The sequence below is a fragment of the Mesorhizobium jarvisii genome (genome assembly GCF_003601985.1).
In the GTDB taxonomy this organism is placed as follows: domain Bacteria; phylum Pseudomonadota; class Alphaproteobacteria; order Rhizobiales; family Rhizobiaceae; genus Mesorhizobium; species Mesorhizobium jarvisii.
The window spans coordinates 288,468-311,642 of the sequence record NZ_QZXA01000002.1 but is presented as its reverse complement, the minus strand read 5'-3'; the positions used below and the strand labels follow the sequence as shown (position 1 = coordinate 311,642).

20 protein-coding genes are annotated in these 23,175 nt (G+C 63.0%); 4 read left to right on the top strand and 16 right to left on the bottom strand.

All coding sequences use genetic code 11. The annotated features are described in order from the left end of the window. Nucleotides 1-55: 55 nt before the first annotated feature. The 3 genes from ilvC to D3242_RS05265 all read right to left on the bottom strand — a co-directional run bounded on the left by ilvC (nucleotide 56) and on the right by D3242_RS05265 (nucleotide 2,383). Entirely contained in the window at nucleotides 56-1,075 is a 1,020-nt protein-coding gene (ilvC, locus tag D3242_RS05275; RefSeq protein WP_010910140.1) for a ketol-acid reductoisomerase, read from the bottom strand. A 26-nt stretch (nucleotides 1,076-1,101) separates the two neighbouring features. Continuing rightward, complete coding sequence (locus tag D3242_RS05270) at nucleotides 1,102-1,755, bottom strand: TetR/AcrR family transcriptional regulator (RefSeq protein ID WP_064983910.1); 654 nt, start codon at nucleotides 1,753-1,755, stop codon at nucleotides 1,102-1,104. A 169-nt stretch (nucleotides 1,756-1,924) separates the two neighbouring features. Then, entirely contained in the window at nucleotides 1,925-2,383 is a 459-nt protein-coding gene (locus D3242_RS05265; protein WP_019858973.1) for a MarR family winged helix-turn-helix transcriptional regulator, read from the bottom strand. A gap of 98 nt (nucleotides 2,384-2,481) precedes the next feature. Between D3242_RS05265 and D3242_RS05260 the strand changes: the two genes are divergently transcribed. Both D3242_RS05260 and D3242_RS05255 read left to right on the top strand, forming a co-directional pair. Beyond that, nucleotides 2,482-2,787 carry a Rieske (2Fe-2S) protein gene (locus D3242_RS05260; protein WP_019858974.1) on the top strand — a complete coding sequence of 102 codons (306 nt, stop codon included), beginning with the start codon at nucleotides 2,482-2,484 and terminating at the stop codon, nucleotides 2,785-2,787. A 1-nt stretch (nucleotide 2,788) separates the two neighbouring features. Next, nucleotides 2,789-3,520, top strand: coding sequence for a glutathione S-transferase family protein (locus tag D3242_RS05255; protein WP_064983908.1), 732 nt, complete (start codon nucleotides 2,789-2,791; stop codon nucleotides 3,518-3,520). 38 nt (nucleotides 3,521-3,558) lie between these two features. Here D3242_RS05255 and D3242_RS05250 read toward each other — a convergent pair whose 3' ends face one another. From D3242_RS05250 to D3242_RS05240, 3 genes are all read right to left on the bottom strand, one after another. Continuing rightward, complete coding sequence (locus tag D3242_RS05250; RefSeq protein WP_064983906.1) at nucleotides 3,559-6,339, bottom strand: CHAT domain-containing protein; 2,781 nt, start codon at nucleotides 6,337-6,339, stop codon at nucleotides 3,559-3,561. 63 nt (nucleotides 6,340-6,402) lie between these two features. After that, nucleotides 6,403-7,689, bottom strand: a complete 1,287-nt coding sequence (locus tag D3242_RS05245) for an FAD-dependent oxidoreductase (RefSeq protein WP_064983904.1) — start codon at nucleotides 7,687-7,689, stop codon at nucleotides 6,403-6,405. A gap of 35 nt (nucleotides 7,690-7,724) precedes the next feature. Beyond that, entirely contained in the window at nucleotides 7,725-8,135 is a 411-nt protein-coding gene (locus D3242_RS05240) for a winged helix-turn-helix transcriptional regulator (RefSeq protein ID WP_064983902.1), read from the bottom strand. Between the two features lie 136 nt (nucleotides 8,136-8,271). Here D3242_RS05240 and D3242_RS05235 point away from each other — a divergent pair, with 136 nt between their 5' ends. After that, on the top strand, nucleotides 8,272-9,165 hold the full coding sequence (locus tag D3242_RS05235; RefSeq protein ID WP_064983900.1) for an SDR family oxidoreductase: 894 nt from the start codon (nucleotides 8,272-8,274) through the stop codon (nucleotides 9,163-9,165). A 54-nt stretch (nucleotides 9,166-9,219) separates the two neighbouring features. Here the strand turns inward: D3242_RS05235 and D3242_RS05230 are convergent, their stop codons facing one another. The 4 genes from D3242_RS05230 to D3242_RS05215 form a co-directional block, all read right to left on the bottom strand. Then, entirely contained in the window at nucleotides 9,220-10,254 is a 1,035-nt protein-coding gene (locus D3242_RS05230; RefSeq protein WP_064983899.1) for an SDR family oxidoreductase, read from the bottom strand. Between the two features lie 41 nt (nucleotides 10,255-10,295). After that, on the bottom strand, nucleotides 10,296-12,215 hold the full coding sequence (locus D3242_RS05225) for a potassium transporter Kup (RefSeq protein WP_064984304.1): 1,920 nt from the start codon (nucleotides 12,213-12,215) through the stop codon (nucleotides 10,296-10,298). Nucleotides 12,216-12,402: 187 nt separating this feature from the next. Next, complete coding sequence (locus D3242_RS05220; RefSeq protein WP_064983897.1) at nucleotides 12,403-14,316, bottom strand: potassium transporter Kup; 1,914 nt, start codon at nucleotides 14,314-14,316, stop codon at nucleotides 12,403-12,405. A 98-nt stretch (nucleotides 14,317-14,414) separates the two neighbouring features. Continuing rightward, a complete protein-coding gene (locus tag D3242_RS05215; protein ID WP_064983895.1) occupies nucleotides 14,415-15,155 on the bottom strand; it encodes a pyridoxine 5'-phosphate synthase in 741 nt (246 codons plus the stop codon). Nucleotides 15,156-15,314: 159 nt separating this feature from the next. On the opposite strand from D3242_RS05215, the gene D3242_RS05210 reads away from it, so the two are divergent. After that, nucleotides 15,315-15,734, top strand: coding sequence for a SpoIIAA family protein (locus tag D3242_RS05210; RefSeq protein WP_064983893.1), 420 nt, complete (start codon nucleotides 15,315-15,317; stop codon nucleotides 15,732-15,734). Nucleotides 15,735-15,736: 2 nt separating this feature from the next. Here the strand turns inward: D3242_RS05210 and D3242_RS05205 are convergent, their stop codons facing one another. The 6 genes from D3242_RS05205 to D3242_RS05180 all read right to left on the bottom strand — a co-directional run bounded on the left by D3242_RS05205 (nucleotide 15,737) and on the right by D3242_RS05180 (nucleotide 23,128). Beyond that, entirely contained in the window at nucleotides 15,737-16,864 is a 1,128-nt protein-coding gene (locus D3242_RS05205) for an ATP-dependent DNA helicase (RefSeq protein ID WP_010910153.1), read from the bottom strand. A gap of 136 nt (nucleotides 16,865-17,000) precedes the next feature. Then, on the bottom strand, nucleotides 17,001-17,378 hold the full coding sequence (locus D3242_RS05200; RefSeq protein ID WP_394811811.1) for a nitrile hydratase accessory protein: 378 nt from the start codon (nucleotides 17,376-17,378) through the stop codon (nucleotides 17,001-17,003). Continuing rightward, nucleotides 17,347-18,006, bottom strand: a complete 660-nt coding sequence (nthB, locus tag D3242_RS05195) for a nitrile hydratase subunit beta (protein WP_064983890.1) — start codon at nucleotides 18,004-18,006, stop codon at nucleotides 17,347-17,349. The genes D3242_RS05200 and nthB overlap by 32 nt, the downstream gene beginning before the upstream one ends. Next, the gene (nthA, locus tag D3242_RS05190) at nucleotides 18,003-18,626 is read right to left on the bottom strand and encodes a nitrile hydratase subunit alpha (RefSeq protein ID WP_064983888.1); all 624 of its coding nucleotides are present in this window, start codon (nucleotides 18,624-18,626) and stop codon (nucleotides 18,003-18,005) included. Before nthA ends, nthB begins: the two co-directional genes overlap by 4 nt. 78 nt (nucleotides 18,627-18,704) lie before the next feature. Further along, on the bottom strand, nucleotides 18,705-21,866 hold the full coding sequence (locus tag D3242_RS05185; RefSeq protein WP_064983887.1) for an efflux RND transporter permease subunit: 3,162 nt from the start codon (nucleotides 21,864-21,866) through the stop codon (nucleotides 18,705-18,707). Continuing rightward, entirely contained in the window at nucleotides 21,863-23,128 is a 1,266-nt protein-coding gene (locus D3242_RS05180; RefSeq protein WP_064983885.1) for an efflux RND transporter periplasmic adaptor subunit, read from the bottom strand. Before D3242_RS05180 ends, D3242_RS05185 begins: the two co-directional genes overlap by 4 nt. Nucleotides 23,129-23,175: the final 47 nt, after the last annotated feature.

Genomic DNA, 23,175 nt, shown 5'->3' with positions numbered 1-23,175 from the left:
AAACGGCGCCCTAGGGCGCCGTTTTTTTGTTTTGATCAAGAAGAACAGATTTCGATCAGTTCTTGGCCTTGTCGACCAGCTTGTTCTTCGAAATCCACGGCATCATCGCGCGCAGCTTGGCGCCGACTTCCTCGATCTGGTGGCTGTCGTTCATGCGGCGGATGCCCTTGAAGCGCGACAGGCCGGCGCGGTATTCCTGCATCCATTCCGAAGTAAACTTGCCGGTCTGGATGTCCTTCAGCACGCGCTTCATCTCGGCCTTGGTCTCGGCGGTGATGATGCGCGGACCCGAGACATACTCGCCCCACTCGGCGGTGTTCGAGATCGAGTAGTTCATGTTGGCGATGCCGCCCTCATAGATCAGGTCGACGATCAGCTTGACCTCGTGCAGGCACTCGAAATAGGCCATTTCCGGTGCGTAGCCGGCTTCCACCAGCGTCTCGAAGCCGGCACGGATCAGTTCGACCAGGCCGCCGCACAGCACGACCTGCTCGCCGAACAGATCGGTCTCGCATTCCTCGCGGAAATTGGTCTCGATGATGCCCGAACGGCCGCCGCCGACGCCGCAGGCGTAGGACAGCGCCAAGTCGAGCGCATTGCCTGAGGCATCCTGGTTGACGGCGACCAGGCACGGCACGCCGCCGCCCTTCTGGTATTCGCCGCGCACCGTGTGGCCCGGGCCCTTCGGCGCGATCATGACGACGTCGACGGTCGACTTCGGCTCGATCAGGCCGAAATGCACGTTGAGGCCGTGCGCGAAGGCGATCGCCGCACCGTCGCGGATGTTCGGCGCGATCTCGTTCTTGTAGATGTCGGCCTGCAGCTCGTCGGGCGTCGCCATCATCATCAGGTCGGCCCATTTGGCGGCGTCCGCCACGCTCATCACCTTGAGCCCGTCGGCCTCGACCTTCTTGGCGGTCGCCGAGCCGGCCTTGAGGCCGATGGCGATTTCCTTGGCGCCGGAATCCTTGAGGTTGAGCGCATGCGCCCTGCCCTGGCTGCCATAGCCGATGATGGCGACCTTCTTGCCCTTGATCAGGTTGAGATCGGCATCACGATCGTAATAGACGCGCATTTTTTACTTCCTTCCCGTTTCTAAGATCAGAGGCCCTGCGGCCCGGTTTTTGCTCCGAAAAGAGCGAGAAACTGCTGCGTCGCCCGTACGGCATCGCCGCCGATCGTCGCCTCAGTCAATTCCAGCCGGTCGCCGAGCAGCAGACGGATCTGCACGTCGCGGGCGACCAGCCCGAAAAAGGTGCGGAACGCCGTCTCGGCATCCGCGAAATCCAGAAGCCCGGCATGGCGCCCGGCCTCCAGCACCGGCTTCAGCCGCCGGGCCAGCGCGAAGCGGCCATTCTCCAGCACGACGGCGCCGAGGTCGTCCTTACCCGAGCCGGCATGCCCGACCGCCACCCGGTTGAGCGCGATCGAAGTATCGCTGGAAATCACCTTCAGCCAGTCGGAAGCGAAACGCTCAAGGCTTGCCGTCAGCGAGGCAAGGTCGAGCCCCTTGGCGTCGACGGGCGCCACACGCACCTTGGAGGCCTGCCACTGCACGGTTGCCGTCAACAGCCCGTCGCGGTCGCCGAACCATTTGTAGAGTGTTTCCTTGGAGCAGCTGGCCCGCCTGGCCACGGCGGTCATGGTCAGCTGATCGCCCTCCTCGACCAACAGCCGCAACGCCGCATCCAGAACGGCCTTCTGCCGCTCCGTCAGCGTCTCGCTGGTGTCGATGTCAGGCACGATGTGCAACACGCTCTTCCCTCGCGGACAGGCAAACCGATTATCCCGGCAAGCCGTACCGTACGTTACGGTTCGGCATATTGCGCAATCCGGCCCGGCGCGCAAGGGGGCGGCGCGGAAAAAGATCGACGGCCGCGAGCGCCAGCGCTGTCATTGAGGCGTCGCGGCACAGCGGCCAAGATCAGTCGAGGACAGCCGGATCACGCAGCCGGCCAAGCAGCGCCGACATCATCTTCAGCTCATCCGCTGAAAGTTTGCCGCCAACCAGGTCGGCGATTGATCGTCCATAGACGGCCCACATCCGCCGGCGCGTCTCGCGCCCCTTGGCCGTGATGCGGATGGTCTGGCCGCGACCATCATCGGCCACCGGCAGCTTCTCGACCAGACCGTCGGCCTCTAGCCGGGCCAGCAGCCGCGAGATGTTGTACTGCGCAAACAAAGTGCGCTCGATCAATTGAAAAGGCCTCAGGCCGCCCTCGCCCGCCTCGGCGAGCTCGTGCAGCACGTCGTACCAAGCGAGCGGCGGCAAGCCGCTCTCCTTCAACGCGTCCTCGGCATTCTCCACCAGCTGACGCGAAACGCGCATCAGGCGGGCCCAGGCGGTGATGGCTTCCGGCGAAGGCGTGGCTTTCTCGGTCATGGCCCACCCTAGACGATAGATGCAAATGCATCAAGCTTGACGATAAATGCATGTGCATCTATATAAATGCAACTGCATCAACATCGAAAGGCAAACCCATGAAACACGAGATCTGCAAGATCGCCGACGTCCCCGAGACAGGCAGCCTGATCGCCCCATTCTTCGGCCGCGAGGTCCATGTCTGGCGCAGCGGCGAACGCATCCGTGCCGCCGCCAATGCCTGTCTGCATTTCGGCGGGCCGTTGAACTGCAAGGATGGCAGGCTGGTCTGTCAATGGCACGGCGCCGCATTCGACATGATGTCGGGCGAACGCATCGACGGTCCGGCACCGAAGAATTCCCGTCTGATGTTCCTGTCGACACGCGTCGAAAACGGCGCGTTGAACTATGTCTGGGGAGAGTGAAATGACCGACAAGCTCATTCTCGTCAGCCACCCTCTCTGCCCCTATGTCCAGCGTGCGGCGATCTCGTTGACCGAGAAGGGCGTGCCGTTCGAGCGCGTCGACATCGACCTCGCCGACAAGCCGGACTGGTTCAAGGCGATCTCGCCACTCGGCAAGGTGCCGCTGTTGCGCGTCCAGCGAAATGGCGACGAAACGACAATCTTCGAATCCGCGGTCATCCTCGAATTCCTCGAGGAGACACAGGCCAATCCCCTCCACCCGGCCGACCCCTACGCCCGTGCCCGGCACCGTGCCTGGATCGAATACGGCTCGGCCGTGCTCAACGCCATCGGCCGGCTCTATTCAGCACCGACCGAGGCCGGTTTCCTTGCCGAGTCCCGCGCGCTGTCGGGAATGTTTGACCGCCTTGAGGCCGAACTGGCGGACGATGCCTTGCGGAGCGCGCCATGGTTCGCCGGCCACCGCTTTTCGCTGGTCGATGCGGTGTACGGGCCTGTCTTCAGATATCTCGACGCTTTCGACCGGATCGGCGATTTCGGCATCCTGGACGGCAAGCCGCACGTCCAGGCCTGGCGGAAGGCGTTGAATGATCGTCCGTCGATCAAGCACGCCGTAGCGCCGGATTATCCGCAGCGTCTGCATGCTTTTCTGCAAGCAAAGGGATCCTTTCTGTCGAGCCTCATCCGCCGAAACGATCAAGCCGGACCATTTGCGTTGGCACGATCGGCTTGAACGCACGGATCGTGAGCAAGTATGCGCTTCGAGCGGCCTCAGTTCTCGAACATGACAAAGGCGGCCCAGACCCGCGGATCCTGGGCGCCTGATATTTTGCGGTCGCGGGCATCGCGGCGGGTCTGGCGCAGCGCTTCCGGATAGGTTTGTCCGGCGGCAAGATGGCCGTAGAACCCAACCATGAAGGCAGCGGTTCCGGCGTCGTCCACAGGCCACAGCGTCAACAGCGAGCGTTTTGCGCCGGCAATGCCGATTGCCGTCGGCAGGCCGCGCAAACCGCCGACGAATGTCTCCTGGCCGCGAGCCGTCTCACAGGCGGACAGGACAAGCAGGTCGAGGCCTGACAAATCCCAGCTCATCAATTCCATGCCATAGAGCCGACCGTCATCGTCATCACGTTTCATCGACTGCCGGTCTCCCGACTGCGACAGCACGACCTGGCTCTGCCAAAGCGCATTCACGGCGCCCACGCCGCCCTCTTTCTCATCACGGTAGGCGCCATGGGTGGCCAGATGCGCAATCGTCGCCTGCTCCATATCCTTGCGCAGCATCCGCTCGCTGGCCGCCGTCCCGGTGAGCATTTCGACCGAATAGTGATCACCGCTCAGGATCGAGGCGATCGCGTCGACCTCCTTGCGGGTGCCGGGCAGCGGCTCCGCCCCTTTTTCCGAACCTCGCGCATGGTCCAACCCGCCGGCCAGCAAGGCTCTGCCCGTCTTGGGAAAACTCTGATCGACGCCGGCATTCAACAGCGATTCCGGCCGCGTCAGCATGCGCACGACGAAACGGTCATCGAGCGACGCGCCCCTGCCGTCCTGCAGCAAGGGGAATGGCACCGAAAACAGTTTTCCGTCCGGCACCACGAAAAGCGTATCGGCGCCACCAAGCGACGGCTCTAACGGCGCGATCAGACCGGCATAAAGCCCGGTGAATGTGGCGCTCAGATCGATCAAGGTCACCGCGCCCCGTTCCTGCGCGGAACGCGTCGACCTCAGGTTCGCCATGCGTGTTTCGCGAGCGGCCGGGATGAGCCGGCGTGGATCGCCGAGATCATAGAGAGACGGCTGCCGATCCTTGCGGGTGACGATCGCATAGAGGCGCTCGTCTTCCAGCGGATCGGCACTCTCACGATCCGCCCGCCACTTGCGGGTAATGAAGTAGTCGATCAGCGCCTCGTTTGGCTTCAGCAGGGCGCCGGCCGACGGCAGCGGCTTGTCCACCACGCTCTGGCTGAAACTGTATTTGGCTATGACTCTGGCCGTGGCCTTTTCGTATGCCGCCTGAACCTGTCCCGGCTGCACCGCCCCTGGATCGTCGGAACTGTCACCGCTGGAGGACGACTCCTGATAAGCCAAGGACAGCCGAATCCCGGTCTGGATCAAATACCGTGTCTCCGTATCGTTCGGATCGATCAAGCGGGACAGTCTGCGCAACAGATCGCGTTTCTCATTTTCAAGCGTCGGCCAGCGACGCACGGCTTCGGCAAAGGCCGGCACCACCGATGCATTGCCTTTAGCGAGGCGCGCATAGTCGTACAGCATGTCGTCGGCCAGGGCGCGGCTGGCCTCGGCCACGATTGGGTTGCCGGCAGTGCTTACCTGGAACCAATTCCAACGCAGCATGTCCTCGTCGAGAGTCGCGAAATCGGCAGCCGCCTTCTCCGGGCTCGTCTTCGCCCTGAGATTGGCCATGGCCTGCCGCGCGGCAAAGGTAAGCGGGTGCACCACCCCGTACGTCGCTTCGGCGATGCTTTGGGCTCGCTCAAGCTGGCTCATGCCGTTTTCCGTGTCGCCCACTGCGATGAAATGCGCGGCGAGCAGGTTGGCGATCTTGATTGCCAGTATTTCGGGATAGTTCGGGTCGGTGGTCAGTTGTTGCAGCCTTGCCATTGTCGGCTGATCGAGCGGCTGCGCACCAGAGAGTGCCCTGGTATAGAGCAGCCAGGCATCCGCCTGTTCGACCAGATTGCCTTCCTGCTTGAGAACGACGGCAATGTCCCGATCCTGCTGGAAATAGCGCAAGGCCTCGTCGTATTTGCCAAGGTCCAGATAGTCCTGCGCCGTGTTGTTGGCGGTGACCAAAACGTTGAAGTGATCTGAGCCGTAGTAGCCGATCCGCTTCTCCAGCACGGCCAGATCGTATTGCAAGGCGCGTGTTGGAGCCCCCATCTGGCGCAGCATGTCGGCCAGATTGTTCTGCAGCTTCCAGATGAAACGATCATCGGTACCGGCTACCTGCGCAGCCAACTTCAGATTGCGCTGCTCGATATTGATGGCCGACGCGATTTGACCGAATGCGGCGACCCCGGTCGCCAACACATCGTTGGCAAACAGGAGTTCCTGGGATTCCTTGCCGTGGTAATGGGCGTATAGATTGGTGGCTGTCGCGCACATGGAAACGAAGCCCTGATAGTCCTTCTCGGCCTGCTTCAACATCGCGTAGTTGAGATAAAAGTCGGCGCGCTTGGCGACATCCTGCTGCATCGCCCTGGTTTTCAGCCCTTCGGCAAAAATCTCTTCGGCATAGTCGAGAATCTGGTTGTTGAGGAACGTCGCGCCGGCATTCGAGTAGCTCTCCACGGTGAAGTCGTAGAGGTCGCTTCTGGCGGCATCGAGCAGCGTGGCCCGCAATTGCGCATAGCCTTCATCGAAGCGTCCTGTGTCCATCATCAGTTTGTAGGCCGCGTCAATGCGGGCCTTCAGCGCCTCTTCAGTGCCAGCCGCCCCCTGCTGGCTGGCTTGGTCCGGCGTCTGGGCTTGCGCCTGCGGTGAGAGAAACGCCGCCGCCAGCATCACCAGGACAGATGCAACAACGCGCATCAGATGTTGCGATTCTCGTGTTCTGAACATGGTGTGCATGCGAACCTGCCGGGGCGAAAAACTCTATGAAGCGGTCCTATCATGACCTAGATTTCGTCCGACATCCCATCGCGTTTCCGTCAATCCTGCCCGCCTGAACGGGTCGATCACCGTGCCGGCGACCATCGAGGCCAGAAACTGCGGCGCCGGCGGAATTTTCGCGACGGTCGCCACCAGCCTGTCGCGGATGAAGGGCAGTGCCACCGAATCCGATTGGTAGAATGGCGTGAATGCCAGCGACAGCGCCTGGAAGACACGCACGTGCCAGCGCCGCGCCTTGGCATAGGCTTCGAGTGCCGCCTCGACACTCTGCGTGCGCGCCAGCGCATGGCTGAGCGCCGCTGCGTCGAGCAGCGCCATATTGGCCCCTTGCCCAAGCTGCGGGCTGGTCGAGTGCGCTGCATCGCCGATGACGGCAAGTCTCCGCGCAACCGGCATCTTCATCGTGTGGTGGCCGTAGCGGGCCAGCGACAGCTGGTCGAAACTGTCGATCTGGCTGGTGAACGCTTCGCTTTGTGGCCACAGCCGCATGACCCTCTCCTTCCAGGCGTCGATGCCGGCAGCGCGCACTGCGTCGGCATCATCGGGCTTCAGGCTCCAGAAGAAGGCCGCCATCTTCTCTGCGCCCGGCTCCGGCCGGCCGATCGGCAGCACCCCGATCATCACGCTGGCCTTGTCATAGCGCTGCGACAGCGCGTGTTCGTCAAAGCCTTCGCCGCGCCAGCCAAGCGACGCCCAGAACGCGCCATAGGTGAGTGACCGTGGCGCGCCTGCATTGGCCACGCTCTGCCGCAGTTTCGAGCGCGAACCGCTGGCGTCGACCACCAGATCGAACGGCCCTGCCTTTGCCCCATTGCCCTGGATCAGCGTCGCCCGTTCGCCGGCTTCCACCGTCTCGATCTCGACGCCGGTCTCGATGGCGATGGCCTCGCGCCGGGCGGCGCGAAAAAGCACGCCGAACAGCGCCGCCCGGTGCACCGCCAGGCCGAACCGGCCGCCGCGCTGGGCGTCGTAGCGGACGTCGAGCACGGTGCGCCCGGTCGAGGCATCGGCGCCATGCAGCCGGTCGATGCGGGCGCCGAGCGCCAGTATGTCGTCGAGCAAGCCGAGATCGGCCAGAACGGTCAGGCCGGTCGGCTGCAGGATCAGCCCGGAACCGACCGGCTTCGGCTCCTCGAAGCGCTCGAAGATGGTGACCCTGTGCCCTGCCCGCTTGAGATAGAGCGCCGCGGCCAGCCCCGCCGGACCGGCGCCTGCAATTGCGATGTCGTAGGAAATACCGATGCCCCCAAGCCGAACTGGCCGGGACAATCCTTCAGCCGCCTGATGAAATCAAGTCGCGCTGCTCAAGCCTGCGTCGCGTCGAAACCGGCACGCGCCTGACGCACCGCATCGTGGTTGAGTTCGGCCCACTGGATCAGATGATGCAGGGCGCCGAACATCGAGCGTCCGAGGTCGGTGAGGCTGTATTCGACGCTGGGCGGCTTGGTCGGGAACACTTTACGATGCACATAGCCGTCACGCTGCAGATCGTGGAGCGTCTGGGTCAGCATGCGCTGCGAGATGTCGGGCACCAGCCGCCGCAATTCGCCAAAGCGATAGGGCTGCTCGGCGAGCGCCGCCATCAGCAGCGAGCTCCATTTGCCGTTGAGCCCCTGGATGACCTCGCGGACCGGACAATCGGCAAGATTTCCACCGCCGGTCATGCCTTTGTAGACGTCGAGTTTGGATCTCAGATTGACGATCCGGCTGTCCATGGCTGGTTCCCTGCGTGTGCCTACCTCCCGAAAAACTGCCTTCTTTACGGCATCGGGTCAATTCCTATTTTAGTGCTGGTCTCATTTTGAGACCGATGTACGCACTCGCCGCTTGGCGCAACGACAGGACCTCCCAATGACCGAAACACTTCTCGTCACCGGTGCTGCCGGCCAGCTTGGCCGCAGCGTCATCCGCTATCTCCTGGACACGCACAAAGTTCCGCCGGCAAAGATCATCGCCACCACCCGCAACCCGGAAAGCGTCGCCGATCTGGCAGCGCGTGGCGTCGTTGTCAGAGCCGCCGACTTCAACGACGCGACCTCGCTGGAAAACGCATTCAAGGGCGCCGACAGGGTGCTGATCATTTCGACCAGCGATCTCGATCTCAAAACCGGCAGGCGTCTGAAGCAGCATGAGGCGGCGGTAGCCGCTGCGAAGAAAGCAGGCGTTTCACATCTGCTCTACACCTCGATGCCCAATCCGGAGCCGGTTTCGCCAGTGCTATTTGCCGGCGACCACTACGGCACTGAGCAGGCGATCAAGGCCAGCGGTATCGCCTATACGATCTTCCGCAACGGCTGGTACCAGGAGAACCTGTTCATGGCCCTGCCGAACGCCATTGCCTCGGGACAGTGGTATACGTCCGCGGGCGACGGCCGCATCGCCCATGGTGCACGCGACGACATGGCCGCGGCAATAGCCGCGGGTCTCGCCTCCGGTTCGACCGACAGCAAGACCTATACGCTAACAGGCCCGCGGGCCTATACGACAGCCGAAATCGCCGCCCTGGTGAGCGAAGTCACCGGTAAGCCGTTGGACGTCATCCAGCTGCCCGACGAGGCCCTGACCGAAGGCGTGAAGGCGGCCGGCGTTCCCGAGGAGTTTGCTCGCGTCATCGTTTCCTTCGATGCCAACACGCGGTCCGGCCGCATCGCCATGGTGACGGACGCGGTCGAAACGCTTTCCGGCAGGAAGCCGCGGACGCTGAAGCAGTTCCTCGAAGCCAATAAGGCCGCACTGGCTGGTTGAAACCAGAGCAATCCCAGGAAAGCTGGAGCGGCGGGAGGTCTCCCTGCCGCCGCGCTACTTCTTGAGCAGTCCGAGCCGGACCAGGCTCTCGCCGGTGGCGGCCAGCGCGTCTTCGCGCGAGCGCGGCGCCCAGCCGAGCACACGCACCGCCTTGGCGTTGGTGGCATTCTTGACCTTGCCAAGCTCCGTCACCAGCTGCGCGGCTTCGGGATTGAACAGCCCCACGATCCGCACCAGCCAATCGGGAAGCTCACGCGTCGTGACGCGCGCCGCCGCGTCGCCGAGCCGCGTCTTCAAGGTCTGCGCGATTTCCCGCACGGTCATGAAATCACCCGATACCGCCAGGAAGCGCTCGCCTTTGGCAGCCGGATTGGTCATGGCGCGCACATGCAGGTCCGCCACGTCGCGTGCGTCGACCACGCCGAAGGACAGACGCGGCAGCCCCGGCATGGCGCCGTTCATCATGCGCTGGACGAATTCGGTGGAGGTCGAATGTTCGGAGCCGAGCACCGGCCCGAAAATACCCACCGGGTTGACGACCGCCAATTCCAGCCTGCCGCCCTCGGTGGCGACGAAATCCCAGGCCGCGCGCTCGGCAAGCGTCTTCGACTTCACATAGGCGCTGACCTTGGCCGTCGGATCGGTCCAGCTTTCCTCGGTGAACGGCCTGCCGTCGGGCGGCATCTTGCCGTAGCCGATGGCCGCGAAGGACGAGGTCAGCACGACGCGTTTGACGCCAGCGTCGCGCGCCGCCCGCAGCACCCGCAGCGCGCCTTCACGAGCCGGGATGATCAGATCATCCTCGTGCTTCGGCATGCCGGGCGGAAATGGCGAGGCGACGTGCAGCACATAGTCACAGCCGGCGACCGCTTGTGGCCAGCCGGCGTCGCTCATGAGGTCGGCCATGGCAAAGGACAGCCGGTCGCCCGGCGCGATGCCACCGGCCTTGAGCATGGCCAGAACATCGGCTTCACGCTTGGCGGAGCGCACCGTGGTGCGCACGCGGTAGCCCGCGTTCAGCAAGGCAAGGACACAGTGCGCGCCGAGGAAGCCAGATCCGCCGGTGACAAGCACCAATTCGCCGCTCATGCCCGCCTCCGCACCGCTTCAAGGTAAGGCGATCGAGCTTTTCAGATCGCCACCTGCGTGCCGATCTCCACCACACGCCCGGTCGGGATCTGGAAATATTCGGTCGCGTCGGCCGCCGTGCGTGCCAGGCCGATGAACAGTCGGTCCTGCCACACCGGCATGCCGGAATTGGGCGAAGCCTTGAGCGAGCGCCGCGACAGGAAGAACGACGTCGTCATGATGTCGAACTTCCAGCCCTGCTTGCGGCAGATCGCCAGCGCGCGCGGAATGTTGGGCTGCTCCATGTAGCCGAAGGTCAGCGTCACGCGCATGAAGAGCTCGTTGACCGTCTCCATCTTGACCCGGTCGCTGTCAGGCACCACCGGCTGCGGTGCCGTCACCACCGAAAGGATGACGTTCTGCTCATGCAGCACCTTGTAGTGCTTGAGGCTGTGCATCAGCGCTGTCGGTGCACTCAAGGGATCGCTGGTCAGGAACACCGCGGTGCCGGATACCAGTTGCGGCTTCTTCTTCAACAGATTGCCGGCGAGGAAATCGAGCGGGATCTCGTTGCGGCGGGTCTTGTCGAACAGATAGCGGCTGCCGCGCACCCAGGTCCACATACCCAGCACGATTGTGAAGGCCACCAGCAGTGACGCCCAGCCGCCTTCGAACACCTTGACGATGTTGGAGGCGAAGAAACCGATATCGATGAAGGCAAACAGCACCGACAAGCTGATCGCAACCCAGAGCCGCCATTTCCAGATGCGGGTCATGACGACATAGAGCAGCACCGTCGTCACCAGCATGTTGCCGGTCACCGAGATGCCATAGGCGGAGGCGAGCTTGCTGGACTCGCCGAAGCCGACCACCAGCATCATCACCACCAATGCCAGCAGAAGGTTGACACGCGGCATGTAGATCTGGCCGGACTGTTTTTCCGAGGTGTGCAGGATTTCGAGGCGCGGCAGCATGTTGAGCTGCACCGCTTGCCTGGTCAGCGAGAAGGCGCCTGATATCACCGCCTGGCTGGCGATGACCGTCGCCGCGGTCGCCAGCACCACCATCGGGATCAGGGCCCAGCCCTCGTTCATCTCGAAGAACGGATGACCGACGACGCCATTCTTGGCCAGCACGAAGGCGCCCTGCCCGGCATAGTTCAGCAGAAGGCAGGGAAACACGATCGACAGCCAGGCAAGCACGATGGGCTTGCGTCCGAAATGGCCGAGATCGGCATAAAGCGCCTCGGCGCCGGTGACAGCCAGGAAGATGGCGCCGATGGTGACGAAGGCAACGTCGGGCGAATGGATCAGGAAGGCGACGATGTAGTGCGGGCTGATCGCCCACAGAATTTCCGGATCGGCGATGATGTGCTTGAGGCCCGAAAGACCGATCGCCAGAAACCATACGGCGGTCACCGGTCCGAAGACCAATCCCACCCCGCCCGTGCCGAAACGTTGCACCGCGAACACCACGGCGAGAATCACAAGTGTCAGCGGCACGACATAGGGCTGGAAGGTGGGGGTGACGACATTCATGCCTTCGACCGCCGACAGCACGGAAATCGCCGGCGTGATGACCGCATCGCCGAAAAACAGCGAGGCGCCGACAATGCCGATGCCGAGGATCACCGCCGAGCGCTTGGGGAAACTGCCGCGCGCCAGCGCCATCAGCGACAGTACGCCGCCTTCGCCGCGGTTGTCGGCCCGCAGCACGAACATGATGTATTTGATGGTGACGATGATCGTCAGCGACCAGATAATCAGCGACAGGACACCAAGAATATCTCCGCGATCGGCGACGGTGCCGTGAGACGACGCCACCAGCGCCTCGCGAAAGGCATAGATCGGGCTGGTGCCGATATCGCCGTAGACAACGCCCAGCGCGCCCAGCATCAGCACCTTGGTGCTATGCTGTTCGATTTCCGGATGGCTCGACTGTTCGACGGGTTCTGCCTCACTACCAGTGTTGGCAAGGGCCATGGACGACACTCCGATAAGCGCGCGGTGCTCTACGCTTGCTGCAATGCAATATCAAGTGCCGTAGCGTGATGGCTCCCATGTTGGCAACGCTAGGCTCCTTGGGAAATGGCCTATAATCCAATGGTCGCGGGCTGAATTCGCGGCCACGGGGCATGGCTGGCGCCCATAAAAGCTGCCGTATCAGCCTTTAAATAGCGACTTGCGTGCCGATTTCCACGACACGTCCGGTCGGGATCTGAAAATATTCGGTTGCATCGGCCGCCGTGCGGGCCAGGCCGATGAACAGCCTGTCCTGCCACACCGGCATGCCGGAATTGGGCGAGGCCTTGAGCGAACGCCGCGACAGGAAGAACGATGTCGTCATGATGTCGAACTTCCAGCCCCGCTTGCGGCAGATCGCCAGCGCGCGCGGAATGTTGGGCTGCTCCATGTAGCCGAAGGTCAGCGTCACGCGCATGAAGAGCTCGTTGACCGTCTCCATCTTGACCCGGTCGCTGTCTGATACCACCGGCTGTGGCGCCGTCACCACCGAAAGGATGACGTTCTGCTCATGCAGCACCTTGTAGTGCTTCAGGCTGTGCATCAGCGCTGTCGGTGCACTCAAGGGATCGCTGGTCAGGAACACAGCCGTGCCTGGCACCAGGTGCGGCTTCTTCTTCAGCAGATTGGCGGCAAGAAAATCGAGCGGGATCTCGTTGCGGCGGGTCTTGTCGAACAGATAGCGCGTGCCGCGTATCCAGGTCCACATGATCAGCCCCATCAGGCAGGCAACCGTGATCGATACCCAGCCGCCTTCGAATATCTTTACGATGTTTGCCAGGAAAAAGCCGCTGTCAATGATGCCGAACAGCAATGTCAGCGGCAGCGCGACCGCCAGCCTCCATTTCCACAGCTTGCGCATGACGACGAACAAAAGGATCGTCGTCATCAGCATTTCGCCGGTTACCGAGATGCCGTAGGCGGAAGCCAGCGAACTCGAACTGCCGAAACCGACGACCAGCAGCATCACCCCCAGGGAGATGAGCAGATTGACGCGGGGCATGTAGATCTGGCCGAGTTGCATTTCGGACGTATGCTGCACTTCTATGCGTGGCAGAAGGTTGAGCTGGACCGCCTGGCGGGTCAGCGAAAAAGCACCTGATATGACTGCCTGGCTAGCGATGACGGTTGCGGCCGTCGCCAGCCCCACCATCGGCATCAGTGCCCAGTCAGGCAGCATCTGGAAGAATGGATTGGTTGGCCTCCCGCCATTGGCCAGCACAAAAGCACCTTGCCCGAAATAGTTGAGCAGCAGGCATGGGAAAACCACGGAAAACCACGCCAACACGATAGGCTTGCGTCCAAAATGGCCGAGATCGACATAAAGTGCCTCGGCCCCGGTCACCGCCAGGAACGCCGCGCCGACAGTGACAAAGGCGGCCGTGGGTGTGCTGGCGAGATAGGCGACCGCGTAATAGGGATTGATGGCCAGCAGGATCGATGGATCGTCCATCAGGTGATAGAGCCCTGCTACGCCGATAGCCAGGAACCACAGTGCGGTCACCGGCCCGAACACCGCCGCCACCTTTCCCGTGCCGAAGCGCTGCACCGAGAACAGGATGGCCAGGATGATCAGCGTGATTGGCACGACGTAGGCGTCCAGTGTCGGCGTCACCACTCTGAGGCCTTCGACCGCCGACAGCACGGAGATGGCCGGCGTTATGATCGAATCGCCGAAAAACAACGCCGCGCCGCAAAGGCCGATCGCCAGAATAAGTCGCGCACCTTTGGGATAGGCGGTTCGCGCCAGCGACATCAGCGATAACGTACCGCCTTCGCCCTTATTGTCGGCGCGAAGTACGAAGGCGACATATTTTATCGTCACGATGATCGTTAGCGCCCAGACGATCAGCGACAGTACACCAAGCACCTGAGCGCGCGTATCGATACCGGGCGAAGCGTGAAGCGCCTCACGGAAAGCGTAGATCGGACTGGTGCCGATATCGCCATAGACAACGCCGAGCGCACCCAGCATAAGAACTTTGGTGCTGTGCTGTTCGGCCCCGGAATGGCTCGATTGCTCGACGGTTTCGGCCTCGCTATCGCGACTGGCAAGGTCCATAGACCACTCCCCGACGAGCGCGCGGTGCTTCACGCATGCTGCGATGCGATGTCAGTTGCACGCTATGGCTGCCATACCTGCAAGGCGAAACTCTACCCCTACCAACCGCAGGCTTTGAGAAACCGACCCACCGTACCGGCCATGCCATACTCCAACGCGTCGGCTGTCAACCCATGTCCGATTGACACTTCGGCCAATGCCGGAATGCGCTTGGCCAGGGCCGGCAGATTGGCCACTGTCAGATCGTGCCCGGCATTGACCTGGAGGCCGGCAGCAAATGCTGCGTCGGCGGTTTTTCCCAATCTTTCCAGCTCTTTGGCGGCCTTTGCGGAGTCGGAATGATAGCTGCCATAAGGGCCGGTATAGAGCTCGATCCGGTCGGCGCCAGTGTCTCGCGCGGCTGTCATGGCGGCGGGATCGGCGTCGGAAAACAGCGACACCCTGAAGCCGCCCTTCTTCAGGCGCCTGACGATCGGCATTAGCAACGCCGCATCGGCAACGAAGTTCCAGCCATGGTCGGAGGTTGCCTGCGCCGGATCATCGGGAACCAGCGTCACCTGCTCGGGCTGATGCTTTTCCACAAGCGCCAGGAAATCCTCGCTCGGGTAGCCTTCGATGTTGAATTCCGCCTGCGGGAACTCATCATCGATCAGCGCCCGGATCTCGGGCAGGTCGGAATGCCGCGTGTGACGTTCATCGGGACGAGGATGCACGGTCAGCCCATGCGCCCCGGCGGCAAGCGCAAGCCGGCCGATGCCGGTGACGCTGGGCCATGGCAGGTCGCGCCGGTTGCGCAGCATGGCGATGGCGTTGAGATTGACGGAAAGCTTTGCGGGCATGTCTGGTGTCCGTGAAATCAGGCGGTTAGCACGCGCCACAGCTATCCGTTCAGCCGCGGCGCGCTTGAGACTGGGCATCTATAGCGCCTTTGATGGGAACAGATAGAGGTTTCCGGTGTTCCAGAAGACCAACGCTGTCTTGCGCAAGGAGGCCCACTCGTGAATTTCCTGCAATCCGTGCCGACGATCCGTCGCATCGACACTGATCGCGACGACCTGTTCGCCATCGACGTGGTCGGTCATGTCTCGGCGGCCGATGCGGAAAACCTGTTCGGCCTGCTGGAGGCGGCCTACGCGCTGCATCAGCGGATCGATGTGGCCGTGCGAATCGTCGATCACGATGGCGTCGACTGGGCCGACGTCTCCGACGAGACCCTGAAGCAGGGCGCCGTCCATGCACTGGAACATATAGGCCGCTGCGCGGCGATCGGCATGCCGGATTGGACATCGGACGCGCGACACGCCTTGCCCACGTCGTCGCCCATCGAATTCCGCCATTTCGACGCTGACGACGAAGCCGAGGCCTGGGAATGGCTTGGGGTCCGGCAGGTCGGCGTGCGAGAGAAGCCGGCGTCGTAACTCTATCGGACAATAGTCAATCGCTCGGCAGCCCGCGTAATCGCGGTGTAAAGCCAGCGCTGGCGCGTTTCCTTGAAGGCCCAGCTTTCGTCGAACAGCACGATTTCGTTCCACTGCGAGCCCTGAGCCTTGTGCACGGTCAAGGCATAGCCGTAGTCGAAATCATCAAAACGCTTCTTCTGCTGCCAGGGGATATCGGCGTCGGGATCCTCGAACGCCGCCTTGAGCAGCTTGATCTTGGCGACGCCGCGATCCGGATCGTCCTCTTCCGGCGACACAAGAAGATTGATCCCCGGCTTCACCGTCTCGCGCGACGAGGTCATCACCTTCCACAGCGAACCGTTGAGCAGGCCCTTGGCCGGGTCGTTGCGCAGGCAAACCAGCTTGTCGCCGGCCTGGGGGTAGTCGGCGTTGAAGCCCTTGAGCTCGCGCAGGCGCTGATTGTAGCGGCGGCGCGTGCGATTGGTGCCGACCAGCACCTGGTCCGCCTTCAGCACCAGTTCCTGGGTGACGTCTTCCTTGCCGATCACCTGCGCCGTACCATAGTCGCCGCGCATGAATTCGCGGCCTTCGCGCACGTCGAGCGCCAGCCGCAGGATCGGATTGTCGCGCGCCTGCCGGTGGATTTCAGTGAGCAGGAAGTCGGGCTCGTGATCGGTGAAGAAGCCGCCGCCCGAGATCGGCGGCAGCTGGCCGGGATCGCCCAGCACCAGGATCGGCGTGCCGAAACTCATCAGGTCGCGGCCGAGCTGCTCGTCGACCATCGAACATTCGTCGATGACGACCAGTTTCGCGCGCGAGATCGGGCTCTGCCGGTTGAGCGAAAAGGTCGGCGACATCGAGGTCTTGCCCGTCACCTCGTCTTCTACCGATTCCTCGCCCTTGGGCCTGTAGATCAGCGAATGGATAGTGCGGGCATTGACCGCACCCTTGGAGCGCAGAACCTGGGCGGCCTTGCCGGTGAAGGCGGCGAACTGCACCTGGCCGTCGACATGTTCGGCGAAATAGCGCGCCAGCGTCGTCTTGCCGGTGCCGGCATAGCCGAACAGCCTGAACAGCTGCGGCTTGCCGGCCTGCAGCCAGCGGGCGACCGCTTGCAGCGCCTCGTCCTGTTGGGGTGAGAATTCCATCTGATCGTGTGACCGGATTCGCGAGGGAAAGACAAGATAGGCGCCACCATCGATACAGACAGCGGCTAACTCCCCGCACCCAGATTATCAGGCGCAAACAGGAACGTAAAGGGAACAACCACAGTTCCGCCCGTGATCACCTCGCGGCATGCGGATCGTTTTCCAGCAGGATCGGCTTGCCGTGCGGCGTGGCGTGCGCGGCGCGTTCCCAGGCCTGCGCCAGCGCATCGACATCGGATTTGTGAGCCAGCCCCTTTGAGGCAAGCAGGCCTTCCAGTGCCGCCAGCCAATGCTCGTAATAGTCATGACCGTCGGCTGCCGCACCTGGCTTCTTCACCTCTGCCGACAGCGCATCCGCCCACTCGCTCCAGGAGAACAGGCCCTTGTCGTGCAGCGCCACCGTCATGGCGAACGCCTCGGCCTGCCAGGGCTCCGCAAAAACCGGCGCATCGCGGCTGGCGGGAGAATCGGTATCGACCGCGTCAGGCAGGCTCAAGATAGCTCTCCCAGGCATCGATCGAGACAACAAGGGTCGGATCCGCCCCCTCGCCCCAGATCTCCGTGCCGTCCAAGACCACGGTATAGACCCATTGCGGGTTTTCGCCTTGCCCATGCGCGTTGCTGTCGGGAAAGACGAAGCCGTCGCGCACCGCCTCGACCCTGCCCCGCTTGTCGCGCGCGTAGCGCGGCAGCCTTGTGTGGCCGGTCGGGTTGAAGTTCTTCGTCCGCACGGCGTCACCGGCCTTGAACCGCGCCGGCTCTGCCATCGGCCGGTTGCAGGGACCGCCCTTGGCCAGCACGGCAGGCACATTTTCCGCCTTCAGCACCCGTTTCGGGATCGCCGCCGCATCGATCGCTTCGCCCGCATCGAGATCGCGTTCGCTGACGAAACCATGGCGCTTGAGCAGGGTTTCCAGCGCCTTGATCCAGATCTGGTAATAGCTGGAGGAATAATAGTCGGCCGGATGCAGCGATTCCCGCGCGTGCCGGCTCTCGTCGATGTTCCAGGCGCCCATGGCGCCGGCGCACAGCGTCACACCCAGCGCCCGCCTTTCCCAGTCGGCGTGGAAATAAGGCTCGTCCTTTTCGGGCGCGACCGGCCCGAACCCCATCTGTCCGCCGAGATCCTGCGGCCCGTTCATGCCGGCTCCCTCGTTTGTTGCGGTTCCTGGGCGAGCGCCGTGCCGATCATGGCGTCGCGGCTCACCAGCTCGGCCAGTCGCTCCTCGCTCCAGCCTTCGGTGCCGGCCGGCCGTATCGGCACGACGAGATAGCGCAGTTCCGCCGTCGAATCCCAGACGCGTATCCTGGTGGCGGCCGGCAGCGTCAGCCCGAATTCCTCGAGCACGCCGCGCGGATCGATCACCGCGCGCGACCGGTAGGGCGGCGCCTTGTACCAGACCGGAGGCAGGCCGAGCACCGACCATGGATAGCAGGAGCACAGCGTGCAGACGACGAGGTTGTGCGTCTCCTCTGTGTTGAACACCGCCTGCATGTGCTCGCCCTGGCGGCCGGTATAGCTCAGCGATTCGATCGCCGCCGTCGCGTCGCGCTTGAGCCAATCCGCATAGGCAGGATCGCTCCAGGCCTTTGCCACCACCCTGGCGCCGTTGCGCGGGCCGATCTTGGTCTCGTAGGTATCGACGATAACGTCGATCGCAGCCGGATCGATCAGCCCCTTGCGGGTCAGGATGGTCTCCAGCGCCCGCACGCGGGCGGCAAACGGATCGAGCTCGTTGTCGTGGTCATGATCATGGGACATGGCCGCAAATTACGGTCCCGACCCGCCGGCCGCAAGCATGACGGCTTGGGCCAGCGAAAATCAGCGCCTGCTGGCCGGCTATTCGGCGGCCGTCTTCTGCGGCTCGGCCGGGATGTCGTCGTTGATCCCGAACAGCGAGGGCTGTTCGGGATTGTCGACCGCATGCAATTCGGCCTTGCGCTTCGGCATGAGCCCGGCGAGCCAGCTCGAGAAATTCTCCATGTAGACGTAGATCACCGGTGTCACGAACAAGGTGAGCGCCTGCGAAGCCAGCAGGCCGCCGACAACGGCGACGCCCAGCGGCTGGCGCAGTTCGGCGCTGGCGCCGGTACCGAGCGCGATCGGGAACGTGCCCATCAGCGCCGCCAGCGTCGTCATCATGATCGGCCTGAAACGCATCAGGCAGGCCTTGTGGATGGAGTCCTTGGCCGACATGCCCTCTCGTCGCAATTCAAGCGCGACGTCGACCATCATGATGCCGTTCTTCTTGACGATGCCGATCAGCATCAGAATGCCGATCACCGCGATGACCGACAGATCCATGCCGGCGAAGCGCAAGGCAACGACGGCGCCCAGCACCGCCGACGGCAGGCCGGTGAGGATGGTGAGCGGGTGGATGAAGCTCTCGTACAGAATGCCGAGCACGATATAGATGGTCAGGATCGCGCCGCCGACCAGCAGGCCCTGATTGGCTAGCGAATCCTGGAAGGTCTTTGCCGTGCCGGCGAAGGAAGTCGAGATCGCCGTTGGCATGCCGATCTGCTCCTTCAGCGCGCTGATGCGAGCCGTACTGTCGCCAAGCGCCACACCTTGCGGCAGATTGTAGGAGATGGTCACGGCCGGAAGCTGGCCGAGCTGGTTGACCGTCAGGGCGCCCGCCGTGCGATCGACGCGGGCGAAGGCGCCAAGCGGAACCAGACTGCCGCTCGCCGTCCGCATCTGGATGGCGAGCATCCGCTCGGGCGACCATTCGATCTTGGGGTCGAGCTCGGTGATCACTTCGTAGCTGTCGGCCGAACCGAAGATCGTCGAGACCTGGTCGGTGCCGAAGCCGCCATAGAGGGCCGAGCGCAGCGTGTCGGTATCGATGCCGAGCTGGGCAGCCTTGTCACGATCCACCACCAGCGATGCCTGCAGCGCATTGTTCTGCAGGTCGCTGGTGACGTCGGTGAAGGTCGCATGGTCGGCCGCCATCGCGTCATTCAGTTTCTGCGCCCAGATATCGGTCTGGACGGTATCGAGGCCCTGAACCACCAACTGGTAAGCGCTGGCCGACGACCGCGAACCCAGCCTCAAATTCTGCACCGGCTGCATGTAGGTTTCGATACCCGCCACGCCGGCCAGCTGCTTGCGCAGATCCGAAAGCACTTTCTCGATATCGGGACGCTGGTCCTTGCCCTTGAGCTGGACGAAGAGCTGCCCCTGGTTGAGCGCGTTGTTGCCGCTGCCCGCCGACCACGCCACATGGTCGACATAGGGCGAGTGCGAAAAGACGCTGGCCACCTGCCCTTGCAACTTCGACATGGCGTCGAACGAGATGTCCTGGCGCGCAATGGTGGTCACCGATATCTGGCCGATATCCTCTTGCGGGAAGAAGCCCTTCGGCGAGATCTCGATCAGCCATACCGACGCTGCCGCGGTGCAGATGAAGACGAGGAACACCAGGAAAGTGTGGCGCAGACAGAAGCTCAGGACCCGGTCGTAGCCGCGTGTGATGAGGTCGTGCTTGTGGCCAGGGGCGTGTGCCTCGCGATCGGCCTTGGTGACCGACAAGAGCCGCGAGCACAACATCGGCGTCAGCGTCAGCGACACGAACATCGATGCCAGGATGGCGACCGTCACCACCACGGCGAACTCGTTGAAGATGCGCCCGATGACACCGCCCATCAGAAGCACGGGGATGAACACGGCCACCAGCGAGATCGAGATCGAGATGATGGTGAAGCCGATTTCACGCGCGCCCTTCAGCGACGCGTCGAAGGCCGACAACCCATCCTCCTCCATATGGCGGAAGATGTTTTCCAGCATGACGATGGCGTCGTCGACGACGAGGCCCACCGCCAGCGTCAGGCCCATCAGCGATATGTTGTCGATGGAAAAGCCGAACAGGAACATCGCAGCGAGCGTGGCGATCAGCGAGATCGGCACCGCCACGGCCGGGATGATGGTCGCCGTCACCCGGCGCAGGAACACGAAGATCACCATCACCACCAGCGCGATGGTCAACAGCAGCGTGAACTGGACGTCGTCGACCGCCTGGCGGATCGAGGTCGAGCGGTCGTTGAGCAGCTTGATCTGGGCAGCGGCCGGCATCTGGTCCTGGAAGGACGGCAGCATCGCCTTGACCTTGTCGACGACGTCGACAGTGTTGGCATCGGGCTGGCGCTGCACGGCCATGATGATCGCGCGCGTGCCGTCATACCAGCTCGCCGTCGTGGTGGTCTGCACCGAATCGACGACACGGGTCACCTCGCCCAGCCGCACCGGATGGCCGTTCTTGGTGGCGATGATGAGGTTGGAGAAGCCCGCGGCGTCGGTCAGCTGGGTGTTGGCGGTGATGGTCAGCTGCTGCTTGTTGTTCTGCAGCACGCCGAGCGGCGTATTGCTGTTGGCCGATGCAACCGCCGCCTGCAACTGATCGATCGAGATACCGCGCGCGGCAAGCGCCGTCGGATCGATCTGGATGCGAACGGCATATTTCTGCTGGCCGAAGATCGAGACCTGCGCCACGCCGTCGATGGTCGACAGCGACGGCGAGATGACGTTCTCGGCAAAGGCATCGAGGTCGGTCAGCGGAACCGTGTCGCTGACCAGCGACATCAAAAGGATCGGCGCATCGGCCGGATTGACCTTGCGATAGCTGGGTGGCGACGTCATCTGCGGCGGCAGCGATTTTTGCGTTCGCGCGATCGCCGCCTGCACATCCGCCGCCGCGGCGTCGATATCCCTGTTGAGCACGAACTGGATGGCGATCGAGGTCTGGCCGAGCGAGTTCGTGGTCGAAATGGAATCAATGCCGGCGATGGTCGCGAACTGCTTGATCAGCGGCGTCGCCACCGATGTCGCCATGGTTTCCGGCGAGGCGCCCGGCAGTGAAGCCGAGACGTTGACCACCGGGAATTCGGCGCTGGGCAGTGCTGCCACCGGCAGGAATTTATAGGCGAAGAGTCCGGCCAGCACCAGGGCGAACGACATCAGGAGGGTGGCGACGGGCCTGCGAATGCAGAATTCGGAAATCATCGGGCCGCCTCGCCGGCGTTGGTTGCTTCGGCCACCTTGGGCGCGGCGGCCGCGGTGCCTTCGTGCACGGCGGCGCCATCCTTCAGCCTGGTCTGGCCTTCTGTGACCACTTTCTCGCCGGCTTTGAGGCCTTGGCTGATGGCGCTGTTTTGGCCTTCGGTCAGCGCGACCTGCACCGGCCGCATCTCGACCGTGTTGTCCGGCTTGACCACATAGACGAACGGGCCCTTCTGACTGGGCTGGACCGCGACGGTGGGAACGGAGGTCATCTGCGGCATGATGCCGGCGTCGAGGACGACATTCACATACTGGCCCGGCCACAGCGAAAGATCCGCGTTCGGTATGCTCGCCCGCGTGGCGATCGTGCCCGAGGCGGTATCGACGCTGGAATCGACGAAATCGAGCGTACCCTTGCCGATCGGCGTCGGCTCGCCGTCCTTGGTCAGCGTCACTGCCCCTTGCTGCGGATTGGCAAGCGCCTTGTGCAACAGCGCAAGATTGCTTTCCGGCAGGTTGAAGTTGACCTGCAACGGGTCCATCTGGGTGATGGTCACCAGCGGTGTCGAGGTGCTGCTGTTGCCATTGCTGGTGGTCACCAGATCACCGACGGCAACGTTGACCGCACCGAGCCTGCCCGCGATCGGCGCCGTGATGGTGGCAAAGCCAAGCTGGACATTGTCCGCGTCGATCGTCGCCTTGTCGGCATCGACGGTCGCCGCCGCTGCCTTCTGTGCGGCTACAGCCTGATCATAGGTCTGCTGCGTTCCGGCCTGCTTGGCGACAAGGTCCTTGGCGCGCTGAAGATCGGAATTCGAACTGGCAAGCAGCGCCTGGTCCTTGGCGAGCGTGGCCTGGTCCTTGGCGAGTTGCGCCTTGAGCGCCCGGTCGTCTAGCGAGAACAGGGTGTCGCCGGCCTTGACCATCTGCCCGTCCTTGACGTCGATCGACACGATCTGGCTGGAGACCCGCGCGTTGATGCTGACCACGGCGGGTGAGGAGACGAAGCCGATGGCGTAGCGCCGGATCGGGAAGTCAGCCGTCGTTGCCGTCGCCGAAACGATCGAGGCCGAACGGGCGCCACCTCCGCCGGCCCCTTGCTTGCCCCCGGCTGCCTGCTTGTCGGTTGCCGCCTTGTTCGACGCCACGACTTGCTTTGCGCCGATGAGTTGCTCAACCTTGCCTAGCGTATTCGGAGACAGATAGAGCCAGGCCGCGCCCGCACAGGCGACGACAAGCAATGAAACAATGACTTTTCCACGCATCGAAAAAAGGCCTCTCCGTCCGACACGCCGTAGTCAGGTGGTCGTAT